Genomic DNA, 20761 nt, shown 5'->3' with positions numbered 1-20761 from the left:
AAGCCTACTTGGCCGGGGTGAAGGTCGCGGCGAACGTGTCGAAGAAGTGCTTGTCCTTCTTCCACCTGCTCGTGAGGTTGTGCCAGTAGATCGCGTAGCCGCGGCCGTTGGCGACGAAGCCGCGGTTGCGCACCTTGGTCGGGCCCGTGTTCGTGTTCCAGGTGAAGTCCCAGTCGGCGGCCGGCCAGCCGCGGAAGTCGACCGCCTTGATGCTGATCTTGTCGTAGCCGCCGAACCCGTATTTGGCGGTCTTCTCCTGATTCTTCCAGTCCTTGAGGGGGTCCTTGCCGGGGCTCTTCGTCATCTCGAACATGATGTACGCGTTGCTGCCCGCACCCTTGCCATGGAAGGCGATCTGGTTGCTGCTGTGCCGGTATCTCGTCCAGCCCTTCGGCAGCGCGACGGAGAACTTCAGCTTCTTGTTCGTGTACATCTTCCAGCCGTCGGGCACCGCGGCGGCCGTCTCAGTGGGCTTCGCCGTCGGCGTCGGAGTCGGCGCGGCGGACGGGCTGACGGTCGGCGTGGCGGATGGAGCCGCGCTGCTCGGCGTGGTCTTCGGCGGGTCGGCGGTCGCCGCGGGCGGCTTGGCCGACTCCTTGACAGGAGGCGTGACGGACGCGGACTTCGTCCCCTCCTCCGGGCTGTCCTTGGCCGAGCGCAGGCCGAGATAGCCGCCCAGGCCCGCCACGAGCACGACCGCGACGACCACGGCGACGATCGGGCCCCACCGTCGGCCGTCGTGCCGGACGGCGTTCTGGGTGGACTGGGGAGGTTCCTCGGAATGCTCGCCGGTCGCCGGGGTGAGCCGCGCACCGGTCTCGAGCGGGGCTGCGGCGGCCTCCAGCAGGTTGGGGTCGGTCGGGGTCTCGTCCACGGCCGGCGGGATCACCGCGGTCGGCGCGGGCGCGGACGCCGAGGACTTCCGTGACCGTTGCTGCGTGATGACGGCCCGCAGCAACTCCCCGGTCTCCTCGTAGCCGAGGCGCTGCACCGGCTCCTTGGTCAGCAGGCCGCTGATCACGCCGCTGAGCGGCCCGGCGTGGGGAGCCGGGTCCGGTTCGTCGGTTAAGACAGCGTGCATGGTCGCGAGCGCCATGCCGCGCTCGTGGGGTGAGCGGCCTTCCACCGCCGTGTAAAGGGTCGCGCCGAGCGACCACAGGTCCGACTCGCGCCGCGCGGGCAGCCCCTTGAGCCGCTCGGGCGCGATGAACGCCGGAGTGCCCGCCAGCCCCGTCACCGTGAGCTGCGTCTCCGTCTCCAGCGTCGCGATGCCGAAGTCGGTGAGCACCACCCGGCCGTCATCGGCGAGCAGTACGTTCTCCGGCTTGACATCCCGGTGCAGGACGCCGGACTCGTGCGCGCGATGCAGCGCGTCGAGCACGGCCAGGCCGATCTCGGCCACCCGCTTGGGCGGCAATGGCCCATCCTGCTTGATCACTGCTCCCAGGGAGCGTGACTGGACGAGCTGCATGACGATCCAGGGCCGGCCGTCCTCCTCGATCACGTCGTGTACGACGATCACGTTCGGGTGCTCGAACCTGGCCGCTGCCCTCGCCTCACGCATCGTGCGCCGGTTCAGCAGCTGCACCTCGTCACCCAGGGCGGCGGCGTATCTGACCTCCTTGACCGCGACAGTGCGGTCCAGAAGCTCGTCATGGGCTCGCCAGACGATGCCCATGCCACCCCTGCCGATGGGTTCCTGCAGCTGGTAACGACCGGCGATGCGGCGTCCGTCCCGCTTGCGATCCGACATCAACGGCCTCGTACCCTCCTCTAGGCCAGGAAATACTCCCATAGCGAGGGATCAACGGCGACTCGCCTGAAGGCTACGAACCGTTGCTGGCGCTCGCTATGCGAGTCGATGGCTACCGGTAGAACTGTTGTTTGATCGCTCGGTTGCGACGGAGGGTAATCGTGAGGTAATTTTCTGTCACAGCCGGGTGCCTGACTGGCGCTCGGTCCCCGCCCCCGTTGGTGTCCGCACCAACGGGACAGCGTCCGGCGGGGCGGCGGCCCAAGAGGCGCACTTCCTCCAGGAGTGCGCAGTCAGGCCCCGACAACGCGGTTCTCATCCACGGTCCGCCCGGCTTGCCGGACGGACGCGGCTTCGGCTTCCACCGGATCACTGCCCGGCCCCGGTTGGGTGCGACGAGCCTACGCCGATGTCCGCTTTACCTAGGTAAACACAGGGAACCGAAGACGCTAGTCCGCTATGTGAGAGGGGGAGTCCAGCAGGTGGAGGGCCGGTGTAAAGTCTAGACATGACTTGTCGCTACGCGTTTACCGAGCCGGCTCCGGGAGGGCCGGTCGTCGGCTAGCGACCACCCGGAGTCGGCAACAGGCAGAGACGCCATCGTCTCTGCCTTTTTGATTTCCTGCCGGTTCCAGGGGAGCCGGCCGATGTGGGGAGCCGAGATGTCATCGACCTTGGAACGGCACGTGGTGACCGTGGGTGGCCTGCGGGTGGGCGACGGCCCGGCGGTGGTGATCGACCGCCGGATCAGCCTGCGCGGACCGGGCGGCGCGACCGGGCTGGGCACGACCGGGCCGGTCGGGCCAGGCGGGGCGACCGGGCCAGGCGGGGCGACCGGGCCAGGTGGGGCGAACGGGTGGGACCGGGTGGAAGCCCGGCGTGACAGGGTGACGTTGGTCGAGCCGGGTTCGGCGGCCGACCTGCCGGCGATCGCCGGGGCGGCCGACGGCGTGATCGTCGGGGCGGCGTGGACGCGCGACATCCCGCTGGTGCGGGCCGTGGCCGGGCTGGGCCTGCCGGTGGTGGTCGAACGCCGGGCGTCGGCGACGCTGGAGGAGTGGCTGGGGCTGGCCGACTACTGCGCCCTGGAGTGCGACGACCGGGTGATCCTGTGCGAGACGGGACGGCTGGACCTGGGGCTGCTGCGGGCCGCGCGGTCGGCGTCGGGGCGGCCGGTGCTCGCCGACGTGAGCGCGGACCTCGGGCTGTCGGCGGCGGCGGTGGCGGCGGGCGCGGACGGCCTGATCGTGGGCGGCCCTGTTGGGGGTGACGCCCTTCAGACAGAAGAGCACGGGGAGGCCGATGTAGGGCTGGCCGAGGAGGCGGTGGCGCTCGTCGGAGCGCTGGTCCGTCCCGAGGCGCCCGCCACGCTGCCCGAGTGCAGGCAGGCGATCGACCGGGTGGACGCGGCGCTGGCCACGCTCCTGGAGCGCCGCGCCGCGCTCGCCGGGATCGTGCAGACCCTCAAGCCGGTGGGCGGCTTCGCGGGCCGCGACATGGCGCGCGAGCGCGCGCTCGTCGCCCGGATGGCCGAGCACGCCCCAGAGCTGGGCGAGGCCCGGCTGGTTCCCATCATGAACGCGGTCATAGAGGCGGGCCTGAGCCTGGCCGAGGAACGATCGGGCAACGGCCGGAGCCACCGACCGGAAACGACGGCGTAGGGCCGGGTGTCCGTGCTTCCGCTCCCTCCATGGGGCCTCTGCCACGTCGGGCCGTTCGCTTGCGCTCGCTTGGAGGGGGTGTCCGTCCGAAGGGGCTCCGGTGTTTCGTCACATGACCGCCTCGATCCCTGGGCCAGTCCGTCGTGGCCGGCGTCCCTCTGAGGGATCCCCCCTGCGGGGGAGGGGACGAAGGCGGTCCTTTGCGGCTGGTGTCCTTTTGAGGGATTCCCCCTGCGCGGACGGGAAGAGAGCGGTTGGTTGTGGCTGGTGTCCTGTTGGGGACCCCTGCGGGGGAGGGGAAGAAGGACGGTCCGTTCGTTGTGGCTGGTGTCCCTTTGGGGATACCCCCTGCGGGGGAGGCGTGGCTGGGGCCATCGCGGTCGCCGCACCCGGAGCGGCGGGCTAGAAGCGGCTGTCGCCGGTGCTCGGGGTCGTGAGGTGGAAGTTGTTCATCGGGCGCCCCGGCCCGGCGGCGATCCGGGCGTTGATCAGCTCGGCGAACCGCCGGTAGCCCGCGCCCGTCGGATGGAAGCTGCGGCTGTTGACCACGAACTCGTCCAGGTTCAGCGCCAGCCCGTTCACGTACGGGTCAGGCCGTCCCACCTCGTGCCCGGCGAACGCGTCATAGGCGTCCACGTACTCGACGCTCCCCGTCCCCCCGAACGCCACGATCTCCCGGTCGAACTCCCCGGCCACCCGCGCCACGACGTCGTTCAGCTGCCGCGTCATGCCGTTGAGCCACCGCTGGTCCTCGACGGTCAGGTTGTCGACCCCGTCCGGGGGCGCGGCGGGGAACGGCCGGGGATAGCCGAGCACGATGATGCGCGCGTTCGGCGCCCGGCTCCTGAGCTCCCGCAGCACCTTCGTCATGCTGGGCCGCAGCCCCGCGATCCGCTTGGCCACCTCCGACTGCTGGTCGACGCACGCCGAGGACCAGGGCAGCTTGACGATGCAGCCGGTGAGCACGCTGGTGAACCCGGCGTCGTTGCCGCCGATGCTGAGCGTCACCAGACTGGCGGCCGCGTCCACGCGCTCGATCTGCGGCTGCTGGCCGTACTGGCCGGAGAAGAGCTGGCGCGTGGTGGCGCCGCTGCAGGCCCAGAAGGCGCTGCCGCCGCCGAACCGGTGGGCGCCCGCGACGAGCGGGACGTAGGAGCCCGGGGAGCGGTGGCACCGGTCGGCGCCGCTGTTGATCGGCCGCGCGGCGCGGTCATAGACGCCCTCGCCGGAGGAGTAGGAGTCGCCGAGCGCCACGTACGTGCCGCTCTGCGCGGCCTGCACCGGCGACAGGCGGGTCAGGACCGGGAGCCGGCCGGGCGGCGGCCCCCCGGCGGGACAGCCCGCGCCGATGGTGGCGCAGGCCAGTGAGGTGTACAGGCCCAGGGGAGCGCCCGCGAGAGCGAGCGCGGCGCCGAGCAGAGCGGCCGCGGCGATCTGGACGATCTTCCCTTTCGTCCCGTTCAGCGCGGCCTCCCCCAAGTGGTGACAAATCCGCCAGGAAGCCTAATCGACCGGTGATCGTCGCGACCTGACTTCACGGTGAGGACGCCCGTTCCGTACGACGCCAGGACTGTCGGTGGCGGCTACTAAAGTGCGGAGCGCACGCCACGATGCAGATGGGAGGCGCCGCTCCATGTCGTCCAGCGACTCGTTCGTGCATCTGCATGTCCATACCGAATATTCGATGCTCGACGGGGCCGCGCGCCTGGAGCAGTTGGTCGGCCGGGCCGGCGAGCTGGGGATGCCGGCGATCGCGATCACCGATCACGGCAACCTGCACGGCGCCTACGACTTCTACCGGCGAGCCACCGCCGCGGGCATCAAGCCGGTGATCGGGACCGAGGCATACCTGGCACCGGAGTCGCGCCACACCAAGCAACCGGTGCTGTGGGGCGAGCCGCACCAGAGACGCGACGACGTCTCTGCGGGTGGCCACTACACCCACCTGACGATCTGGGCGCGCGACAAGGTCGGCCTGCACAACCTGATGCGGCTGTCCTCGCGCGCCTACACCGAGGGTTTCGTCCGCAAATGGCCAAGGATGGACGCCGAGATCCTCGCCGAGCACGCCGATGGGCTGATGGCCACCACCGGCTGCCCGTCGGGCGAGGTGCAGACCAGGCTGCGGCTCGGCCAGTACGACGAGGCGCGGGCCGCCGCCGCGAGATATCAGGAGATCTTCGGCAGGGACGACTTCTTCCTGGAGATCATGGACCATGGCCTCGACATCGAGCGCCGGGTCCGCGACGGGCTGAGCGCGATCGGTCGCGACCTCGGCCTGCCGCCGCTGGTCACCAACGACTCGCACTACACCTACGCCTCCGACGCCGCCTCCCACGACGCCCTGCTGTGCGTCCAGACCGGCAGGCAGCTGTCCGACCCTGACCGGTTGCGCTTCGACGGCAGCGGCTATTACCTCAAGAGCGCCGAGGAGATGCGCGCGGTCGACTCCTCCGACCTGTGGGCCGAGGGCTGCCGCAACACGCTGCTGGTGGCCGAGAGGGTCGATCCGACCGGGTTCTTCGCGTTCAAGAACCTGATGCCGGCCTATCCGGTCCCGGAGGGGATGACCGAGCGGGAGTTCTTCCGCAAGACGGTCTGGGAGGGCATGGACCGGCGCTGGCCGGAAGGCTTTGACGAAGAGCATCGCCGTCGGGCCGCGTACGAGATGGGCGTCATCGAGCAGATGGGCTTCCCGAGCTACTTCCTCGTGGTCGCCGACTTCATCATGTGGGCCAAGGAAAACGGCATCCGGGTCGGTCCGGGCCGAGGATCGGCGGCGGGCTCGCTGGTGGCCTACGCGATGGGCATCACCGACCTCGACCCGCTGCCGCACGGCCTGATCTTCGAGCGGTTCCTCAACCCCGACCGGGTCTCCATGCCCGACGTCGACATCGACTTCGACGAGCGGAGGCGGGCCGAGGTGATCCGCTACGTGACGGAGAGGTGGGGCGCCGACAAGGTCGCCATGATCGTCACGTTCGGCACCATCAAGGCCAAGGCCGCCATCAAGGACGCGGGTCGCGTGCTCGGCTTCCCCTACGCGCTCGGCGACCGGGTGTCCAAGGCGTTCCCGCCCGCGGTGATGGGCAAGGACATCCCGCTGGCGGGCATCTTCGACGAGGCCCACCCCCGCTTCGCCGAGGCGGGCGAGTTGCGCCGGCTCTACGCCGAAGAGGTCGACGTCAAGGCGGCGATGGACCTCGGCAGGGGCCTGGAGGGCCTGATCAGGCAGACCGGCGTGCACGCCGCGGGCGTCATCATGTCGGCCGAGGTGATCACCGACCACCTCCCGGTCATGCGCCGCGAGTCCGACGGCGCGATCATCACGCAGTTCGACTACCCGGCCTGCGAGGCGCTCGGCCTGCTGAAGATGGACTTCCTGGGCCTGCGCAACCTCACGATCATGGACGACTGCCTCAAGATGATCGAGGCGACATCCGGTGAGCGGATCGATCCGCTGAGGCTGCCGCTCGACGACCGCAAGACCTACGACCTGCTCGGCAGGGGCGACACGCTGGGCGTGTTCCAGCTCGACGGCGGCGGCATGCGCTCGCTGTTGCGGCTGATGAAGCCCGACGGCTTCGACGACTGCTCGGCTCTCATCGCGCTCTACCGCCCTGGCCCGATGGGCGCCGACTCGCACACCAACTACGCGCTGCGCAAGACCGGCCAGCAGGAGATCGCGCCGATCCACGCCGAGTTCGAGGAGTCGCTGGCCGACATCCTCGACACGACCTACGGCCTGATCATCTATCAGGAGCAGGTCATGGCCATCGCGCAGCGGGTCGCCGGGTTCTCGCTCGGCAAGGCCGACCTGCTGCGGCGGGCGATGAGCAAGAAGAAGAAGTCCGAGCTGGCCGAGCAGTTCGCCTCCTTCGAGAGCGGCATGCGGGCCAACGGCTACTCCGCCGCGGCGATCACGACGCTGTGGGACATCCTGCTGCCTTTCTCCGACTACGCCTTCAACAAGGCCCACTCCGCCGCCTACGGCCTCATCGCCTACTGGACCGCCTACCTCAAGGCCAACCACCCGGCCGCCTACATGGCCGCGCTGCTGTCGAGCGTCAAGGACGACAAGGACAAGTCAGCCCTCTACCTCCACGAGTGCCGCCGCATGGGCATCAAGGTGCTCCCGCCCGACGTCAACGACTCCGACTTCGACTTCACCCCGCGCGGCGCCGACATCCGCTTCGGCCTGTCGGCGATCCGCAACGTGGGCGGCAACGTCGTCGACGGCATCATTGCCGCACGCAGCCAGAAAGGCCGCTTCACCGACTTCACGGACTTCCTGCGCAAGGTCCCGGCACCCGTCCGCAACAAGCGCGTGATCGAGTCGCTGATCAAGGCCGGGGCCTTCGACTCGCTCGGTCATGAGCGCAAGGGCCTGCTCCTGGTGCACGAGCAGGCCGTCGAGGCGATCGTCGACATCAAGAAGCACGAGGCCATCGGCCAGGACTCCCTGTTCGGCGCCGTCGAGGACCAGGCGTTCGAGGTGCGGATCCCGGTGGGGGAGTGGGACAAGCGCACGCTGCTGCAGTTCGAGCGGGAAATGCTCGGCCTGTACGTCTCCGACCACCCGCTGTTCGGTCTGGAGCACATCCTCGCCTCGGGGGCCGACTGCTCCATCGCCGCGCTCCAGGACGACAGCCGCGCCGACGGGCAGATCGTCACGGTCGGCGGCATCCTGAGCGGCCTGCAGCGCAAGCGCACCAAGAAGGGCGACACCTGGGTGCTCACCCAGCTGGAAGACCTCGAAGGCGCGATCGAGGTGCTGATCTTCCCGTCGGCCTACCAGCTGAGCTCGACGATCCTGGCCGAGGACGCGCTCGTCTTCGTCAAGGGGCGCCTGGACAAGCGGGAGGACGTGGCCAAGATCATCGCGATGGAGGTCACGGTGCCCGACTTATCGCGGGAGCCGCGCGGGCCGCTGCTGGTGAGCCTGCCGCTGACCCGCTGCACGCCGCCGGTGGTGGGGCGGCTGAAGGAGATCCTGGCCGCGCATCCCGGCGCGTCGGAGGTGCATCTGCGGGTGTACGACGGGTCCAGGGCGACGGTCATGCGGGTCGGCGACGGGCTCCGGGTGGCGCCGTCTGCGGCGCTGATGGGCGACCTCAAGCAACTCCTCGGTCCTGCCTGTCTGGGAGCGTGGGCGGGAACCGGACGGTGACCGCCTGAGGGGCTGAGCGGCAACCGGACCGTGACCGCCTTTAGGGGCGAACGGATCGTGATCGCCGTGGGCGTGAGCGTCAATCGGACCGTGACCGCCTGAGGGCGGGAGCGGCAACCGGATCGTGACCGCCTGGAAGTGTGAGCGACAATCGGATCGTGACCGCACAGCACTACCTGACCGCGACCGAGATGGCTCACCTGGTCAGGACCCGCCAGGTGAGCGCCGTCGAGCTGCTCCAGGCTCATCTCGACCGCATTGAGCAGGTCAACCCCCAGGTCAACGCCATCGTGACGCTGGTCGCCGAGCAGGCGCTCGACGCAGCCAAGGCCGCCGACGCCGGTGCGGCGACGGGGCCGTTGCACGGGGTGCCGGTGGCGCACAAGGACCTCGTCGACACCAAGGGCATCCGCACCACCTACGGATCGCCGATCTACGCCGATCATGTCCCCGACAAGGACGACGTGATCGTGGAGCGGCTCAGGTCGGCCGGGGCGATCCTCGTGGGCAAGACCAACACGCCGGAGTTCGGCACCGGCTCCCACACGGTCAACGAGGTGTTCGGGGCCACCCGCAACCCCTACGACCTGTCCAGGTCCGCCGGGGGCAGTAGCGGCGGGGCGGCGGCGGCGCTGGCGTCCGGGATGGTGCCGCTCGCCGACGGTTCCGACATGGGCGGGTCGCTGCGCAACCCGGCCTCGTTCTGCAACGTGGTGGGGCTACGGCCGACGCCGGGCCGGGTGCCCGCCCTGTCGGACCAGGCCGCCTGGTACACGCTCTCCGTTCAGGGGCCGATGGCCAGGACGGTCGACGACCTGACCCTGATGATGTCGGTTATTTCGGGATTCGATGCTCGTTCTCCGTACTCGATCACCGAGGACTTCACCTCCGACGAGCGCGACGTCGCCGGGCTGCGCGTGGCCTGGAGCCCCGATCTGGGCGGGCTGCCGGTGGACCCCGAGACGGCGGCGGTCACCGCGACGGCGCCCGGCGTGTTCGAGCGGCTCGGCGCGCGCGTCGAGCAGGTCGAGCTGGACCTGTCGGACGCCGATGACGCCTTCCGTATCTACCGGGCGTGGTACTACACGCTCGCCTTCGGTGAGCTCGACGGGCTGGGCGCCAACACCGCCTGGAACGTCGAGCAGGGCCGCAAGCTCACCGGCGCCGACCTGGCCAGGGCCGAACGCCTGCGCAGCGGCCTCTACCACCGCATGGCGGCCTTCTTCGACACCTACGACGTGCTGATCGCCCCGGTCAGCCAGGTGCCGCCGTTCCCCGTCGAGCACCCCTACGTGAGCGAGATCAACGGGGTCCGGCTGCCCGACTACCTGGCGTGGATGCGCTCGGCGTACTGGATCAGCGTCCTGCACGCGCCCGCCGCGTCGGTCCCCGCCGGGTTCACGCCGTCGGGGCTGCCGGTCGGCGTGCAGATCATCGGCCGGCCGTTCGCCGACGCCATGGTGCTGCGCGTGGCCCGCGCCTTCGAGCGGGCCACCGAGCACGGCCTGCGCCGCCCACCCCTCTGACCAGCCCTTCCGACGGCCAGCCCTTCCGACGGCCAGCCCTTCCGACGGCCAGTTCTGACGACGGCCAGCCCGTCCAAGGACCTGTCCGTCCGATGACCCGACGCCTCTGACCAGCGGCCCCTTGAGGGGCGCCGTCAGCCGATCCCGTACGGCTTGCGCAGCGGCGACTCGCGATACCCGTGCATGCCCTCCAGCAGCCCGAAGAAGCCCACCGCGACCAGCGGCCAGGACACGATCACGCCCGTGGCGGTCAGCGCCAGCGACCCGGGGACGACCTTCACCCCGGGCTCGGCCGCGGCCTCCACGGCCACCACGCCGAACGTGAACGTCGAACCCACCCAGAGCGTGAGGAAGGCCGCCAGCACCCCGCCGAGGCCGAGCCCCAGCAGCACGGCGAGCTGGTGCCGCCGGCCGAGGAACCACGCGAGCGCCCCGCAGGCCAGCCCAAGCCCGCCGGTGATCACCGCGTACCATCCGTCGGCGGCGATCAGCGCCTGCGTGGTCGGGTCCGCCAGCACCGGTCCCTGCGCCGTGACCTGGTACGGCGCGCGGGGGGACAGGTGGGACCACAGCAGGCCGGCCAGCACTGCCAGAGTGGCGAGGATGAGGACAGTAACCGCAAATGCGCGAACATGCCTCGCCACGCCGCTCCCCCTCACATTTACGTCTTAATCAGGTCGATCGTATCTCCCGGCTAGGCTCGCCTCGTGATTGAAGACAAGGTCTGGCTGATCGAACCCTCCGGTCCCCTCAGAGGTGACGTCGAAGTACGCGGCTCCAAGAACGCGGTGTCCAAGCACATGGTCGCCGCCATGCTGGGCACCGGGGAGAGCACCATCCACAACGTCCCCGAGGTCGGCGAGGTCGGCATCACGGCGGCGATGCTCGACGCGCTGGGCATCAACGTGGAGATCACCCGGACGGAGATCCGCATCGGTCAGGGGCCGGAGATCAGGCCGCGGGTGCCCGACGCGTTCACCGGGCTCAACCGCATCCCGATCCTCATGCTGGGCCCGTTGCTGCACCTGGCGGGGGAGGCGTTCGTGCCGCTGGTCGGCGGCGACCCCATCGGCCGGCGGCCGGTGAACTTCCACGTCGAGGCGCTGCGCGCGATGGGCGCCGAGGTCGAGGTGGGCGATACCGGGATCTTCGCCAAGGCCAAGCGGCTGAACGGAACCCGGCTGGAACTTCCGTATCCGAGTGTCGGGGCGACCGAGACGATCCTCATGTCCGCGGTGCTGGCCGAGGGCAAGACCGTGGTGAAGAACGCGGCGATGGAGCCCGAGGTCGTGGAGCTGGCGCTGTTCCTGCAGCGGATGGGCGCCAGGATCGAGCTCTCGCCCGACCGCAGGATCGTCATCGAGGGCGTGGAGCGGCTGCACGGCGCCTCCATCTGGCTCGCGGGCGACCGCATCGAGGCGTTCTCCTACCTCGCGGCGGGCCTGATCACCGGCGGCGAGGTGCGGGTGCACGGCTGCCCACAGGACCGGCTGGTCACCGCGATCACCACGCTGGCCAGGATGGGCGCCCAGTTCGACATCAACGACGAATACCTGTGCGCCACCGCGCCGCCCGAGGGGTTGCGCGCGGCGGCCGTGCAGACCGACACGCATCCCGGGTTCATGACCGACTGGCAGACGCCGCTCATGGTGCTGTTCACGCAGAGCCAGGGCATGTCGGTGCTGCACGAGACCGTCTTCGAGAACCGCCTGGTCTACGTTCCGGCACTGCAGAAGATGGGCTGCGAGATCGAGGTGTTCGATCAGTGCCTGGGCGGCCCGGCCTGCCGCTACCACGACACGAACGCCAGGCACTCGGCCGTCGTACGGGGCGTGTCACAGCTCAAGGGCGCGGACGTGACGCTGCCCGACATCCGGGCCGGATTCTCGGCCGTGCTGGCCGCCGCGGTGGCGGACGGGACCTCGACGCTACGCGGCGTCAACCACATCGAGCGCGGCTATCACCAGCCGTTCGAGCAGTTCGCGTCACTTGGTCTGAATATCCGCAGACAACAGTAAAGACGCGCGAGGCCGGTGTTTACCGAGGGCTTCCCGGCCGCAGATCAACTGAGTGACTGTGCTCAGATCCGTCGGCGTGCTCGCCGTGGCCGGGGCGATCGGCGGGGTCCTGGCGGCGGCGCTGGCCGCCCCGGTCGTGACCGGGGCGGGCCTGTCCGCCAAGAACGTCGCCACGACGTTCGTCGACCTGCCGCCCGCGCCTCGTGAGGAGCCGCTGTCCCAGGTGACCCGCCTCCTCGACCGGAACGGCAAGCAGTTCGCCCAGTTCTACGAGGCCAACCGGACGACGGTCCGACTCGACCAGGTGGCGCCGGTGATGCGCAAGGCGATCGTGGCCATCGAGGACGCCCGGTTCTACGAGCACGGCGGTCTGGACGTCAAGGGCACGATCCGGGCACTGCTCACCAACACGCAGGCGGGCGGGATCAAGCAGGGCGGCTCGTCCCTCACCCAGCAACTGGTGAAGAACATCCTGGTGGAAGGCGCCCGAAGTGACGCCGAGCGCGACCGGGCCCGCGCGCCCAACCTGGCCAGGAAGATCACCGAGCTGCGGTACGCGCTGGCGATGGAGGAGAAGTACCGCAAGGACGAGATTCTTGAGAAATATCTGAACATCGCGTACTTCGGCGCGGGCGCTCATGGCGTCGAGGCGGCGGCCAGGCGGTTCTTCTCGACCACGGCCGCCCGGCTCACCCTGACCCAGGCGGCCACGCTGGCGGGGGCGGTGCGCATGCCGTACTCGACCGATCCCTCGCTGGGTGACCGGCACCTGGTCCGGCTGCGGCAGCGGCGCGACATCGTGCTGGACCGGATGGTCGGGGTGGGCGGGATCTCGGCGCAGGAGGCGGCCGCGGCCAAGCGGACCGGCCTCGACCTCAAGCTCCATCCGGAGCCCGGCGGGTGCGCCCAGAGCAACTACCCGTTCTATTGCTATTACGTTCAGCGGGAGCTCCTATCCAACCCCGCCTTCGGCAACACTCCGGCCAAACGGCAGGCGAGGATGAGCACGGGCGGTCTGGTGATCCGTACGAGCCTCGACCCGGTGGCCCAGCGGGCCGCCGAGCACGCCATCCGGCAGCGGGTGCACCCCGACGACACCCAGGTGGCCGCCGAGGCCATGGTCGAGCCGGGCACCGGGCGGATCATGGCGATGGCGGCGAGCAAGCGCTTCGGCCGCAACCCGGGCAACAAGAAGAACGGCGCCAGGACCACCTTCAACCTGCCGGCCGACATGACGCACGGCGGCGGGATGGGGTTCCAGGCCGGCTCCACGTTCAAGGTGTTCACCCTGGCCACGGCGCTGAAGCAGGGCTGGCGGTTCGGGGACGGTTTCCAGACCCCCGGCGAGCTGACGCCCGATCAGGGCTATCGCGACTGCCGGGGCCGGCGCGTCAACGACCCGAAGACGACCATCTACAACGCCTCCGGCGAGGGCGCCGGCGGCCCGCACAGCCTGGAGACCGGCACCTGGAAGTCGGTCAACATCTTCTACATGATGCTGGAGCGCAAGGTCGGCCTCTGCAACGTGGTCACGACCGCCAAATCGCTGGGCATCTCCCGCGCCGACGGGACGCCGCTGCGCGAGGTGCCCACGTTCACGCTCGGGGCCAACGAGATGGACCCGGTGACGGTGGCGGCGGCGTTCGCGACGTTCGCGGCCAGGGGGAGGTACTGCCGGCCGCTGGCGATCGTGGAGATCACCGGCCGGGCCGGCGAACGCACCCAGGTGCCGCCCGCCTGCGAGGAGGCCCTCGACCGGCCGGTGGCCGATGCGGTCAACTGGGTACTGGGCGGCGTCTTCACCGAGGGCACCATGCGCGGCCAGAGCATCGGCCGTCCCGCGGCGGGCAAGACGGGCACGAACAACGGCTACACCTCGGCGTGGTTCGCCGGCTACACCCCGGACCTGGCGGCCGCGGTCAGCGTCGGGGACATCAGGGGCGCCTACCGCTATCCCCTGCAGAACGTCCAGATCGGCGATGAGTACTACGGCTCCGTGCAGGGTGCCTCGCTACCGGGCCCGATCTGGGTCGACTCGATGCAGGAGGCGCTGAGCGACACCGCCCCGTCGGGCTTTCCCCGCCCCGACATGTCCCGCTTCGGCGGCGGCTTCACCCCGGGCCTGAAGGAGGCGCTGGAGGCGGAGGCGAAGGCCCGTCACGAGCACGAGCGGTTCGCCCGCGACAGGCGCCGGAAGTTCGACCACCGCGGACGCTTCACGTTCATGGATCGATGGAACCGCCGGGACTTCCGGGAGCCACGGCATCGCCGTGACGTCCTGGAACGGCGTCCCGGTGCCGCCCTGGACCCTCGGCGTCCCGAGGACGCCCGAGACCCTCGGCGTCCCGAGGACGTCATGGAACCTCGGCGTCCCGATGATGTCCTGGAACCGCGGCGTCCCCGCGATTTCCTGGAGCCGCGTCATCGCCGTGACAGGATCAACCGGCACTTCCGATAGCGGCGGTCACGGCCCCCGTCAGCGAGATCAGGTTGGCGGGGGCGGTCTCGATCTGCAGCCCCCGCTTTCCGGCGGAGAAGTAGATCGTCCCGAACTCCAGCGCCGACGCGTCGACCACGGTCGGCAGCCGCTTGCGCTGGCCCAGTGGACTGATGCCGCCGACCACGTAGCCTGTGACGCGCTCGACCTTCGCCGCGTCGGCCATGGCCGCCTTCTTGCCGCCGAGCGCCGCCGCCAGCGCCTTGAGGTCGAGCTTGCCCGAGACCGGCACGACCGCCACCGCGAGCGCGCCCTCCACCTCGGCCACCAGCGTCTTGAAGATCCGCTCGTGCGGCACGCCGAGCGCGTCGGCGGCCTCCTCGCCATAGGCCTGCGCGTTGGCGTCGTGCTCGTAGGGATGAAGGGTGAACTCGGCCTTGGCCTTCGTCAGCGCCACCGTGGCCGGAGTGCCCCCTTGGGCTTTCGATCTGCTCACAGGATGCCAGTGTAGCGAATCTACATTGTAAAGGCGCGGCCCGGGGTGTACCCAAGAGCTTCCCGGAAGGCGACGATGAAAGCGCTGGCGGTGGCCCAGCCGCACCGGTGCGCGACCGTGGTGACCGCGATCCCGTCGGCCAGCAGGAGCAACGCGTGGTGCAGGCGCAGCTGCGTACGCCATTGCGGGAACGTCATCCCCAGCTCGCTCCGGCAGAGCCGGGCCAGCGTGCGGTCGCTGGTGCCGGCCAGCCGCCCGAACTGCGCGAGCGTGCGGTGGTCGGCCGGGTCGTCGTGCAGGAGCGCGCAGACGGCGGCCAGCCGGGGATCGCGGGCCGTGGGCAGGTGGAACGGCTGCTCGGGGGAGCGGCGGAGCTGGTCCAGCAGGACGGCCCGCAGCCGCTGCCGCTCGGCGCCGCCGTCGTCGGGGTCCGGTCCCACAGCGGCGGCGGTGTAGGCGATGATCAGCTCGCGCAGCAGCGGGCCGACGGCGAGGACGGCGGGCCGGTCGAGGCGCAGCGGGTTGTCGGCGATGGGCAGGCCGACGAGCCGCAGGTCGGTGTCGCCGTGCGCGCGGTGCTCGTGGACGGTGCCGGCCGGCACCCAGATGGCCCGGTTGGCCGGGGCCACCCAGGTGCCCGCGCTCGTCGTCACCGACAGGACGCCCCGGCAGGCGTAGGTGATCTGGTGGGTGTCGTGGCGGTGCGCGTCGATCCCCGTGCCGGGCGCGAGTGGCCGGATCCCGGTGGGTGCCTCCGAAAGATGGCGGATTTCCATCATGGATTGGCATTTTATCGGAAGCGGGCCAGGTCATCCCGGGGCGACGATCGGAGGGTGAAGGCGAACAAGATCGTGATGCTGGCCGTCGGCCATGCCGGTGTGGACGTGTACCAGGGGGCGGTGCCGGCGTTGGTGCCCTTCCTGGTGGCGCAGCGCGGCTACGGGTACGTCGCCGCGTCGGGCATCGTGCTCGCCGCGACGCTGCTGTCCTCGATCGTCCAGCCGGTCTTCGGCGCGCTCACCGACCGCCGGCGGATGCCGTGGCTGATCCCGGTCAGCATGCTCACGGCCGGGCTCGGGGTCGCGCTCAGCGGTGTCACCGACGCGTACGTCCTCACCTGGCTGGCGGTGGCGCTGTCGGGTCTCGGCGTGGCGGCCTACCACCCGGAGTCGGCTCGCCTGGCCAGGATCGCCAGCGAGGGCAGTCACGTGCGGATGAGCTGGTTCTCGCTGGGCGGCACGCTCGGCTTCGCCACCGCGCCGATCGTCGTCACACCGCTGCTGTCGCTGTGGGGGCTTGGCGCCTCGCCGTTGCTGGTCATCCCCGCCGTGGTGGGCGCGCTGCTCACGCTCACGGTGATCCGCTCGCTCTCCCGTCACGGTGAGGCGGCTCGGGCGAGCGCCCGTTCCGTCGGGCGTGACGACTGGCCGTCGTTCGTCCGGCTCACCCTGGTGATCGTCTTCCGGTCGATCGCGTACGTGGGGTTGAGCGCGTTCGTCGCCCTGTACATGGGTGGGGGCGCGGCGGGGGCGGTGGCGTTGTTCGTGCTGTTCGCCGGGGGCGCGGTGGGGACGCTGCTCGGTGGCCGGCTGGCGGGGCGCTGGGGCCGGGTGCGCACCATGTGCCTGGCGTACGCGGCCGCCGTCCCGGCCATCGCCGGTGTGGTGCTGGCGCCGGGTCCTTCCGCGTACATCTTCATCGCGGCCTCGTCGATCACCCTGTACGCGCCTTTCTCCCTGCATGTGACGCTGGGCCAGGACTTCCTGCCCAACCGTCTGGGCACGGCCAGCGGCGTCACGCTCGGTCTGGCGGTGAGCGCCGGTGGCCTGACCAGCCCGCTCGTCGGGGCGGTGGCGGAGGCCACCTCGCTGCGGGTCGCGCTCGCCGGCCTGATCGTCTTCCCGGCGCTGGCCTGGCTGCTGGCCCGTACGCTCAAGGACCCCGCTCCCGCCGTACGGGAGCCGCTGCCCGCTGCCGGCGCGTAGCGATCGAGGGCTCAGCCGGCGGCCCAGTCGCCGGTGTCCAGGCGTATCTCGGCCGGTTCGCGGTCGGGGCGCAGGCCGCGCCAGGAGGGGTGGCGCAGGCGGCCGTCACCGGTCAGCTCGGCGTAGCGGACCTCGCCCACCAGGCGCGGCTCGACCCAGTGCGCGTCGCGGGCGGCCTCGCGGGGCACCGGTGTGGCGAACGGTGAGTCGGGCCGCTCCAGCGGGGTGAGGCGCTCGTACAGGTCGTCCAGCATCGCCTGGGTGAAGCCGGTGCCCACGTGGCCGACGAAACGCAGCCGCCCGTCCCGGTCGTGCGCGCCGAGCAGCAGGGAGCCGATCGTGCCCGCGCGCCGGCCCGCGCCGGCCTTCCAGCCGCCGATGATCACCTCGACGGCCGTGAGGTTCTTGACCTTCGTCCACTCGGCGCTGCGCCGGCCCGGCCGGTACGGCGACGACAGGCGCTTGCACACCACGCCTTCCAGGCCGAGCCGGCGAGAGGACTCGAGCGCGCCGTCCGCGTGGTCGTGGAACCACACCGGCACCTGCCAGCGGAAGCCGGGCGTCAGGACGTGCTCCAGGAGCTCACGGCGTTCGGTGTAGGGCCGGCCGATGGTGCTGTCGGAGCCGAGGTGCAGCAGGTCGAACGCCATGAGCGTCACCGGTACGGCCCTGGCCAGCTCGGCGACCTTGGCCGGGTGGCGCTGGTGCATGCGGGGTTGCAGCGCGCCGAAGCTGGGCCGTCCGGCGTCGTCGAAGGCCACGATCTCCCCGTCGACGACCGCCGGCCGCCCGCCGGTGGCGCCGGCCATCAGCTGCAGCTCGGGGTAGGCCGCGGTGACGTCCTTGCCGCTGCGCGACAGCAGCCGGACGCCGCCGTCCTCCAGGTAGACGAGGGCGCGTACGCCGTCCCATTTCATCTCGACGGCCCACTTGTCCCCACGTACCGACGGCAGGGAGCCGAGCTGAGCCAGCATCGGCGCATAGACGGGCAGCCGCGCCATGACCCCTGGCATACCCCTGCGGCAAGATCGGCACCTGAGGGCGGGGGTCTGCAGATGGTCAAGCCGGGAGACGGCTCTGCGAGCCTTATGCCGCTGGCGTACTAGATTCGTAATATCAGGACAAATGCACCTAAAGCCGAGCATGGTGTGGCGCTCGGGAACTCCCATAGCGGGGCATTCGGGACGACCCGCCCCCGTCCCGGATGCTGGACAGAACCGGATTCAGGGAGGGGACTCCGTAAACTGGGTGGGTGATTTCCCGTATTGACATGCGCGGTTCCCTCCCGGCGAACCTGCGCGACGTGCTGCCCCGCGCCGAGCTCGACGTCGAGGCCGCCCTGGAGAAGGTGCGGCCCATCTGCGACGAGGTCCGCCATCGCGGGGCGGCAGCCGTACGGGAGCTGACCGCCAAGTTCGACGGTGTCGAGATCCAGCAGGCCCGAGTTCCCCAGGAGGCGATCCAGGCGGCGCTGCGGGAGCTGCGGCCGGAGGTCGTGGCCGCGCTGGAGGAGGCGATCCGGCGCACCAGGCTTGTCCACCGCGACCAGCGCCGCGCCGACGTCACGACGCGCGTCGTGCCCGGCGGCACCGTGACCGAGCGGTGGGTGCCGGTCGACCGCGTGGGCCTCTACGTCCCCGGCGGGCGCGCCGTCTATCCGTCGAGCGTGGTCATGAACGTGGTCCCGGCCCAGGAGGCGGGCGTGGAGTCGCTCGCCGTGACGAGCCCGGCTCAGCGCGAGCACGGCGGGCTGCCGCACCCCACGATCCTGGCGGCCTGCGCGCTGCTGGGCGTGGACGAGGTCTACTCCGTGGGCGGCGCCCAGGCGGTGGCTATGTTCGCCTATGGCACGGAGGAGTGCCCGGCCGCGAGCATGGTGACCGGGCCCGGCAACATCTGGGTGGCCGCCGCCAAGCGCCTGCTCAAGGGCCGCATCGGCATCGACTCCGAGGCGGGGCCGACGGAGATCGCGATCCTGGCCGACGAGACGGCCGACCCGGTGCACGTGGCCTCCGACCTGATCAGCCAGGCCGAGCACGACGTGATCGCGGCGGCCGTGCTGGTCACCGACAGCGTCCGGCTGGCCGAGGCCGTGGAGAAGGAGCTGCCGGGCCAGGTCGGCGTCACCAAGCACGCCCAGCGCATCACCGAGGCGCTCGGTGGCCGGCAGTCCGGCATCGTGCTGGTCGACAGCATCGATGACGGCCTCAAGGTCGTCGACGCCTACGCCGCCGAGCACCTGGAGATCCAGACCGCCGACGCGGCGGCCGTCGCGGCGCGGGTCCGCAACGCGGGCGCGATCTTCGTGGGCCCCTACGCCCCGGTGTCGCTCGGCGACTACCTGGCCGGCTCCAACCACGTGCTGCCCACGGGCGGCTGCGCCTGCCACTCCAGCGGCCTGTCGGTGCAGTCGTTCCTGCGCGGCATCCACGTCGTCGACTACACGCGCGAGGCGCTGGCCGAGGCGGCCGGGCACGTGACGGTGCTCGCCGACGCCGAGGACCTCCCGGCGCACGGCGCCGCCATCCGCGCCCGCTTCGACTGGCAGGTCCCATCGCGAAACGAGGCTCAGTGAATCCCCGCGTGAATCTTGACGTGACGCTCGACGACCTGCCGATCCGCGACGACCTGCGGGGCCGCACGCCCTACGGCGCTCCGCAGATCGACGTGCCCGTCAGGCTCAACACCAACGAAAACCCCTACCCGCCCTCCCCGGCCCTGGTCGCCGACCTGGCGGAGGAGGTGCGCGCCAGCGCGGCCGAGCTCAACCGCTATCCCGACAGGGACGCCGAGGCGCTCCGCACCGACCTGGCCGCCTATCTGGGTCACGGGCTGACCAAGGATCAGGTGTGGGCGGCCAACGGCTCCAATGAGATCCTTCAGCAGATTCTCCAGGCGTTCGGCTCCTACGGGCGCACCGCGCTGGGCTTCGAGCCGTCCTACTCGATGCACCCGATCATCACCACCGGCACCAGCACGGAGTGGATCTCGGGGGCCCGTGAGGCCGACTTCTCGCTCGATGCGGACAAGGCGGTCGCCGCGGTCGAGGAGCACCGGCCCGACATCGTGTTCCTGACCTCGCCCAACAACCCGACCGGCACCGCACTGCCGATGGAGACGATCAGCCGGGTGCTCGACGCGGCCAAGGGCATGGTCGTGGTCGACGAGGCCTACGCGGAGTTCGCCCGGGAAGGCACGCCCTCGGCGCTCACCCTGCTGCCCGCGCACCCGAGGCTGATCGTGACGCGGACCATGTCCAAGGCGTTCGCCATGGCGGGCACCCGTCTGGGCTATCTGGCCGCCCACCCGGCCGTGATCGACGCGCTGCTGCTGGTACGGCTGCCCTACCACCTGTCGACGCTCACCCAGACGGCGGCCCGCGTGGCGCTGCGGCACCGCGCCGAGCTGCTCGCCACGGTCGACGCGCTCAGGCAGGAGCGCGACGACATCGTGGCCTGGCTGCGCGGTAAGGGGTTGACCGTCGCCGACTCAGACGCCAACTTCGTGCTGTTCGGGCGTTTCGCCGATCGGCGGAAGGTGTGGGAGGCCCTGCTGGCGGGCGGTGTGCTCATCCGCGAGGTGGGCCCGCCAGAATGGCTGCGGGTGTCGATCGGCACCGATGAGGAGATGGCGGCGTTCCGCGCCGCCCTGGAGGGAGTCCTGCTGTGAGCGAGCCAACCAACGGAAACGGCGCTTCTGCGGCTCACAGCCCCGA

The 20761-nt window shown here is 70.6% G+C and carries 14 protein-coding genes; 8 read left to right on the top strand and 6 right to left on the bottom strand.

Annotated elements, in window-relative coordinates:
- Nucleotides 1-4: 4 nt before the first annotated feature.
- The gene (locus tag ACIBO2_RS07045) at nt 5-1753 is read right to left on the bottom strand and encodes a protein kinase (RefSeq protein WP_358538178.1); all 1749 of its coding nucleotides are present in this window, start codon (nt 1751-1753) and stop codon (nt 5-7) included.
- 662 nt (nt 1754-2415) lie between these two features.
- On the opposite strand from ACIBO2_RS07045, the gene ACIBO2_RS07040 reads away from it, so the two are divergent.
- The gene (locus ACIBO2_RS07040) at nt 2416-3414 is read left to right on the top strand and encodes a chorismate mutase (protein ID WP_397295804.1); all 999 of its coding nucleotides are present in this window, start codon (nt 2416-2418) and stop codon (nt 3412-3414) included.
- A gap of 402 nt (nt 3415-3816) precedes the next feature.
- Here ACIBO2_RS07040 and ACIBO2_RS07035 read toward each other — a convergent pair whose 3' ends face one another.
- Entirely contained in the window at nt 3817-4893 is a 1077-nt protein-coding gene (locus tag ACIBO2_RS07035; RefSeq protein WP_358538173.1) for an SGNH/GDSL hydrolase family protein, read from the bottom strand.
- A 154-nt stretch (nt 4894-5047) separates the two neighbouring features.
- Here ACIBO2_RS07035 and dnaE point away from each other — a divergent pair, with 154 nt between their 5' ends.
- Both dnaE and ACIBO2_RS07025 read left to right on the top strand, forming a co-directional pair.
- Nucleotides 5048-8584, top strand: a complete 3537-nt coding sequence (dnaE, locus tag ACIBO2_RS07030; RefSeq protein WP_358538171.1) for a DNA polymerase III subunit alpha — start codon at nt 5048-5050, stop codon at nt 8582-8584.
- A 158-nt stretch (nt 8585-8742) separates the two neighbouring features.
- Nucleotides 8743-10110 carry an amidase gene (locus ACIBO2_RS07025; RefSeq protein WP_397295801.1) on the top strand — a complete coding sequence of 456 codons (1368 nt, stop codon included), beginning with the start codon at nt 8743-8745 and terminating at the stop codon, nt 10108-10110.
- A gap of 134 nt (nt 10111-10244) precedes the next feature.
- On the opposite strand, the gene ACIBO2_RS07020 is transcribed toward ACIBO2_RS07025, so the two are convergent.
- The gene (locus ACIBO2_RS07020) at nt 10245-10754 is read right to left on the bottom strand and encodes a hypothetical protein (protein ID WP_358538166.1); all 510 of its coding nucleotides are present in this window, start codon (nt 10752-10754) and stop codon (nt 10245-10247) included.
- Nucleotides 10755-10817: 63 nt separating this feature from the next.
- Between ACIBO2_RS07020 and murA the strand changes: the two genes are divergently transcribed.
- The gene (murA, locus tag ACIBO2_RS07015; protein WP_357945456.1) at nt 10818-12128 is read left to right on the top strand and encodes a UDP-N-acetylglucosamine 1-carboxyvinyltransferase; all 1311 of its coding nucleotides are present in this window, start codon (nt 10818-10820) and stop codon (nt 12126-12128) included.
- Between the two features lie 58 nt (nt 12129-12186).
- Nucleotides 12187-14586, top strand: a complete 2400-nt coding sequence (locus ACIBO2_RS07010; protein WP_397295798.1) for a transglycosylase domain-containing protein — start codon at nt 12187-12189, stop codon at nt 14584-14586.
- Here the strand turns inward: ACIBO2_RS07010 and ybaK are convergent.
- Entirely contained in the window at nt 14567-15061 is a 495-nt protein-coding gene (ybaK, locus tag ACIBO2_RS07005) for a Cys-tRNA(Pro) deacylase (protein WP_358538161.1), read from the bottom strand. The genes ACIBO2_RS07010 and ybaK overlap by 20 nt on opposite strands.
- Nucleotides 15062-15081: 20 nt before the next feature.
- Nucleotides 15082-15840 carry a helix-turn-helix domain-containing protein gene (locus ACIBO2_RS07000; protein ID WP_397295796.1) on the bottom strand — a complete coding sequence of 253 codons (759 nt, stop codon included), beginning with the start codon at nt 15838-15840 and terminating at the stop codon, nt 15082-15084.
- A 54-nt stretch (nt 15841-15894) separates the two neighbouring features.
- Between ACIBO2_RS07000 and ACIBO2_RS06995 the strand changes: the two genes are divergently transcribed.
- Nucleotides 15895-17046, top strand: a complete 1152-nt coding sequence (locus ACIBO2_RS06995; protein WP_397295794.1) for an MFS transporter — start codon at nt 15895-15897, stop codon at nt 17044-17046.
- 11 nt (nt 17047-17057) lie between these two features.
- Here ACIBO2_RS06995 and ligD read toward each other — a convergent pair whose 3' ends face one another.
- Nucleotides 17058-18047 carry a non-homologous end-joining DNA ligase gene (gene ligD, locus ACIBO2_RS06990; protein WP_358538157.1) on the bottom strand — a complete coding sequence of 330 codons (990 nt, stop codon included), beginning with the start codon at nt 18045-18047 and terminating at the stop codon, nt 17058-17060.
- Nucleotides 18048-18298: 251 nt separating this feature from the next.
- Here ligD and hisD point away from each other — a divergent pair, with 251 nt between their 5' ends.
- Both hisD and ACIBO2_RS06980 read left to right on the top strand, forming a co-directional pair.
- Nucleotides 18299-19621, top strand: a complete 1323-nt coding sequence (hisD, locus tag ACIBO2_RS06985; protein ID WP_397295791.1) for a histidinol dehydrogenase — start codon at nt 18299-18301, stop codon at nt 19619-19621.
- 8 nt (nt 19622-19629) lie between these two features.
- Nucleotides 19630-20715, top strand: a complete 1086-nt coding sequence (locus ACIBO2_RS06980; RefSeq protein ID WP_397295789.1) for a histidinol-phosphate transaminase — start codon at nt 19630-19632, stop codon at nt 20713-20715.
- Nucleotides 20716-20761: the final 46 nt, after the last annotated feature.

The organism is Nonomuraea sp. NPDC050022, from assembly GCF_044460705.1.
Lineage (GTDB): Bacteria > Actinomycetota > Actinomycetes > Streptosporangiales > Streptosporangiaceae > Nonomuraea.
The sequence above is the reverse complement of the archived record's forward strand: the minus strand, read 5'-3'. Positions and strand labels throughout refer to the sequence as shown.